Origin of the sequence: Vibrio genomosp. F10 str. 9ZD137, assembly GCF_049974785.1 — a bacterium.
Lineage (GTDB): Bacteria > Pseudomonadota > Gammaproteobacteria > Enterobacterales > Vibrionaceae > Vibrio.
In genome coordinates, this window is sequence record NZ_JBNGCJ010000615.1 from 1 (window position 1) to 4237 (window position 4237).

Sequence of the window (4237 nt, forward strand, 5' to 3'; positions counted from 1 at the left end):
GAACCTCTCTTCCGATCTCCAAATAATGTTCATTTTCAAATAACCGGTGTCTAAAAGATACGAACTGCTGATAAAATTCGTTTCTGATTAAAAAAATAGCGGCTAAATAGCCGCTATTTTTTTATCTGTATCACTTAGTCATTTAAATATTGGTGACTTTAAGCGCTAGGCTTGGATCAAATTCAGTGACAATATCGCTGTCTTCCAAGGCCATACTTGGGATCTCAGGCTTGTCAAAACCGATGTCACCACCATTAATAACCCCTGAATCTCGGTCGATAGATTTGAAATCAAACAGTTGATGATCAGCAAGATGGCTAGGAACGACATTTTGCATAGCGGTGAACATGGTTTCAATTCTACCAGGGAACTGCTTATCCCAGGCATTGAGCATCTGTTTAATATTCTGACGTTGCAAATTAGGCTGAGAGCCACACAAATTACACGGTATGATTGGGTAATCACACATCATTGAGTACTTGATAATATCCTTTTCTCGACAGTACGCTAATGGGCGAATAACGACATGCTCACCGTTGTCTGAAACCAGCTTTGGAGGCATGGATTTCAATTTACCACCGTGAAACATGTTCAAAAATAGCGTTTCGATGATGTCATCTCTATGGTGGCCTAGTGCTATCTTGGTTGCCCCTAACTCTTTTGCCGTTTTATACAAAATACCACGACGAAGGCGAGAGCAGAGAGAACATGTCGTTTTGCCCTCTGGTACTTTATCTTTAACAATGGAGTAGGTATCTTCTTCAACAATTTTATACTCTACACCCAGATTTTCTAAATACTCAGGAAGAATATGGCCAGGAAAACCGGGTTGTTTTTGGTCTAAATTAACAGCAATCAGCTCAAAATTAACAGGGGCGCTTTTTTTTAAGCTCATCAAAATATCGAGCATAGTAAAGCTGTCTTTCCCGCCTGATAGGCAAACCATGATTCGGTCGCCATCTTCAATCATATTAAAGTCAGCAATGGCCTGACCTGTATTTCGGCGAATACGTTTTTGTAATTTATTGAAGTTGTTTCTCTGAGCTGGTGTAAGCTCTTGGGTCTGTTCAGGCATCTGCTGTAAAATCTCAAAACCAAAATGAAGTGCGTATGATACGGATAAATTGGATAGATGCTAGTAATTCTGATTGAATCAACCAAGAAAAACGCCTTGCAGATTATGCCATTTGTCACTTTGCAAAATCAGAAGGCGTTGTTAGTCAATCTACTCTTTGTCAGAAATAAACTCAGTTTAGATCGATGTTTGTGGGTCAAGAGGGCTGATGTAGCCATGGGGTTTCAACGCAAGCACATCGCAATTGATCTTATCAATAACATGCTCCGCGGTATTGCCGATAAAAACAGCCGACAAGCCTGTTCTGCCCGTAGTCCCTAAAATAACCATGGCAGCATTTAGCCTATTAGCGACCTCTGGAATGATGTCTTCAGGTAGTCCTTGTTCGACAATCGTTTGTTCTTCATCCATACCATGTTTTTGTCGCAGTGCTTTCATTGAGGTTAAGTGATGGCCTCGCACCGCATCGGTGTAAGTACTTGGATCAAACTCTGGCAATTCGATGGTAATGTTTGCGGGCGTGATCGGGTAGGCATTAACAAGGTAAGAATTCGTATTGAGTCGCTCAGAAAGATTTTGAAGTTGCTTAACCATTCTGTCATTGAGATCACTATGCGCTTCATTTTCGGACCCTACATGAACTGAGGCGATAATATTCGCGTCATCAGGCCAAAACTCATTTTTAACCAGCAACACAGGGGAAGGGCATTTTCTTAGTAAGTGCCAGTCGGTTGGCGTGAAAATAACAGATTCAAGAATATCGTGCGTTCGCGTTCCTTTAATAAGGATATCATGAGAGCCAGCAAATACTTCCGCAATGATCGCTTCATAAGGTCGGTTATGCCACACCACTTTAATCTCAAATTCAATATCGTTTTCAAGATAAGGCTCAGCCACTTTTTTCATCCACTGTTCACGTTGATGGATGACGCCTTTTCTCATTGCATCGCGTTCGTCAGATGAGAGCATAGACGTCATATCGTATGAAAAATCATAGATAGATAAGAAAAACATAACGTGGCTTGTAGAGGTACTTTTTGAAGCCAGCTGTATGGCTCTTGCTAGCGCTGGTTGCTGGTCGTTATTGATGTCGGCAACCACCAAAATCTTATTGTAGATACTCATACGGACACCCTAATTTGTTTTCGACTATATAACTAATGTAGCGCAGATATGAGGAGAGGTATGAGAAAAAAAGAGGAAAGGTTGTGGAAGTATGACGCAGCTCATCAATTAGCTACGTCATTGAAGTTACTTACTATTCTGTTGTTACGCCAGCAAGCTTCATTAGTGCATCGTGATCAACAATAGTAATGTATTTGCCTTTAACACTTAAAATATCAGCCTTCTGAAAACGGCCCAATAGACGACTAATTGTTTCAACGGTTAAACCTAAGTAGTTACCGATATCACCGCGAGTCATGGTTAGTCGGAACTCTCTTGGGCTAAATCCACGTTGTGAAAAGCGGGTAGATAGGTTGTATAAAAAAGCGGCTAACCTTTCTTCTGCGTTCTTCTTTGAGAGCAGAAGAATCATTTCTTGATCGCCTTTAATCTCATTGCTCATCAAACGCATGATTTGTTGGCGAAGCTTTGGCATTTTCCCGGAAAGGTCATCAAGGATATCGTAAGGGATTTCACACACCATTGAGGTTTCAAGTGCCTGAGCAAAGCTTGGATGGCAATCATCAGTAATGGCATCAAAACCCACTAAATCACCCGCCAAATGAAACGCTGTAATTTGTTCATCACCTTGCTCTGTAATTGTATAACTCTTTATCGTTCCAGAACGAATAGCATACAAAGACTTCAACTCGTCACCGGCTTTAAAAAGTTCCTGTCCTTTTTGGATAGGCTTTTTCCGTTCGATGATTTGGTCGAGCTGATCAAGCTCTGATTCGCTCAGTGTAAATGGAATACACAGCTGGCTAATACTGCAATCTTGACAGTGGATAGCACAACCGCCAGATTGAATGCGCTTTGTAGCTGGCTTTTCAGAAATCATAACAACCTTTCACAATTTGATATACATCAATATTTTACCACCGCTTAACATTAAAGGGTAGTTAAAAAAAACAAACTAAATCACACGCTTAAAAACTAAATGATAAAATCATTAATGCGCCATAACCCGTGTACACGCCATAACCGAGAATAAGCCCGGCTCCAACGCTACGAAATAATGTCGATTGTTGTATTCTTTTCAAGTGACTTGCGCTGTAACCAATTAAGAGCATGGCAGGCAATGTTCCGAGCCCAAAACAAAGCATGATTAATGCACCGTTCATTGCGCTGCCGGACACCGCTGCCCATGTCAACATAGAGTAAACTAGACCACAGGGTAACCACCCCCAGACAAATCCAAAGGGCAGAGCATGAAGTGGTTTTTTTAACGGTAATAAAGATTTACCAAGAGGTGATATGTACTTCCAAAAGTGTTGCCCTAACTTCTCAAAGGCCAACAATCCAAACCACCATCGACCCACATACAACGCGAGTATAATCATGAATAGAGCAGCAACAAGTCGTAACCAAGCGAGGGCCTGGTTAAGCTGGCTAAACTCAACCAAGGAAGAAACAGCACTACCAATGAGCGCACCAATAACCGAGTAGCTCAATAATCTACCGATATTATAATACAAGGGAATGACAGCTGAAGGCCTCTGCTGACCAATACTAAGCGCAGAGGCTAGACCACCACACATGCCCATGCAATGACCCGCACCAACGAGACCAATAAAGAAGGCGCCAATCCAGTCGATAGACATTATTTCTCACCCTTACTTGGGGTTTTGTCTCGAATTTTTTTGTCGTTTTCTGACTTATCATCATCAAACAAAATATTGTGACCCTGTCTTTCTAGATCTTCAAACTGATCACTTTTCACAGCCCAAAGAAAAACCGCCACGGCAATACAAACAAGGACGATGGCGATAGGGATAAGCAAATACAAACTTTCCATTATTTCTTATGCTCTTTTAGTAAGCGCAATGAATTGGATACTACGATGATTGAACTTCCGGACATTCCAAGCACAGCAATGTAAGGTGCAACTAACCCGGCCACCGCTAACGGCAGAATCAACACATTGTACCCAAGAGACCATGCTAAATTTTCGCGAATGATCTTACGCGTAGATAGTGCGAGTTCACGAGCCTCCAA

Annotated in this window: 6 protein-coding genes; all 6 read right to left on the reverse strand. The window is 41.6% G+C overall.

What is annotated here, in order from left to right; translation table 11 throughout:
* Window positions 1–142: 142 nt before the first annotated feature.
* The gene (gene ttcA, locus ACP45E_RS14925) at window positions 143–1075 is read right to left on the reverse strand and encodes a tRNA 2-thiocytidine(32) synthetase TtcA (RefSeq protein ID WP_017038598.1); all 933 of its coding nucleotides are present in this window, start codon (window positions 1073–1075) and stop codon (window positions 143–145) included.
* 177 nt (window positions 1076–1252) lie between these two features.
* Complete coding sequence (gene uspE, locus ACP45E_RS14930) at window positions 1253–2200, reverse strand: universal stress protein UspE (RefSeq protein WP_017034276.1); 948 nt, start codon at window positions 2198–2200, stop codon at window positions 1253–1255.
* Window positions 2201–2333: 133 nt separating this feature from the next.
* Window positions 2334–3080, reverse strand: coding sequence for an FNR family transcription factor (locus tag ACP45E_RS14935; protein ID WP_017034275.1), 747 nt, complete (start codon window positions 3078–3080; stop codon window positions 2334–2336).
* An 88-nt stretch (window positions 3081–3168) separates the two neighbouring features.
* A complete protein-coding gene (locus ACP45E_RS14940; RefSeq protein WP_017038599.1) occupies window positions 3169–3843 on the reverse strand; it encodes a sulfite exporter TauE/SafE family protein in 675 nt (224 codons plus the stop codon).
* The gene (ccoS, locus tag ACP45E_RS14945; RefSeq protein WP_017034273.1) at window positions 3843–4037 is read right to left on the reverse strand and encodes a cbb3-type cytochrome oxidase assembly protein CcoS; all 195 of its coding nucleotides are present in this window, start codon (window positions 4035–4037) and stop codon (window positions 3843–3845) included. Before ccoS ends, ACP45E_RS14940 begins: the two co-directional genes overlap by 1 nt.
* Window positions 4037–4237: hypothetical protein (locus ACP45E_RS14950; RefSeq protein ID WP_141707353.1), on the reverse strand; the 201-nt coding region annotated here is incomplete at its 5' end. The genes ACP45E_RS14950 and ccoS, both read right to left, overlap by 1 nt.

Excerpts from the sequence above, each read along its gene's own strand:
- ttcA (WP_017038598.1), bottom strand. The coding sequence starts at position 1,075 with ATGCCTGAACAGACCCAAGAGCTTACACCAGCTCAGAGAAACAACTTC.
- uspE (WP_017034276.1), bottom strand. The coding sequence starts at position 2,200 with ATGAGTATCTACAATAAGATTTTGGTGGTTGCCGACATCAATAACGAC.
- ACP45E_RS14935 (WP_017034275.1), bottom strand. The coding sequence starts at position 3,080 with ATGATTTCTGAAAAGCCAGCTACAAAGCGCATTCAATCTGGCGGTTGT.
- ACP45E_RS14940 (WP_017038599.1), bottom strand. The coding sequence starts at position 3,843 with ATGTCTATCGACTGGATTGGCGCCTTCTTTATTGGTCTCGTTGGTGCG.
- ccoS (WP_017034273.1), bottom strand. The coding sequence starts at position 4,037 with ATGGAAAGTTTGTATTTGCTTATCCCTATCGCCATCGTCCTTGTTTGT.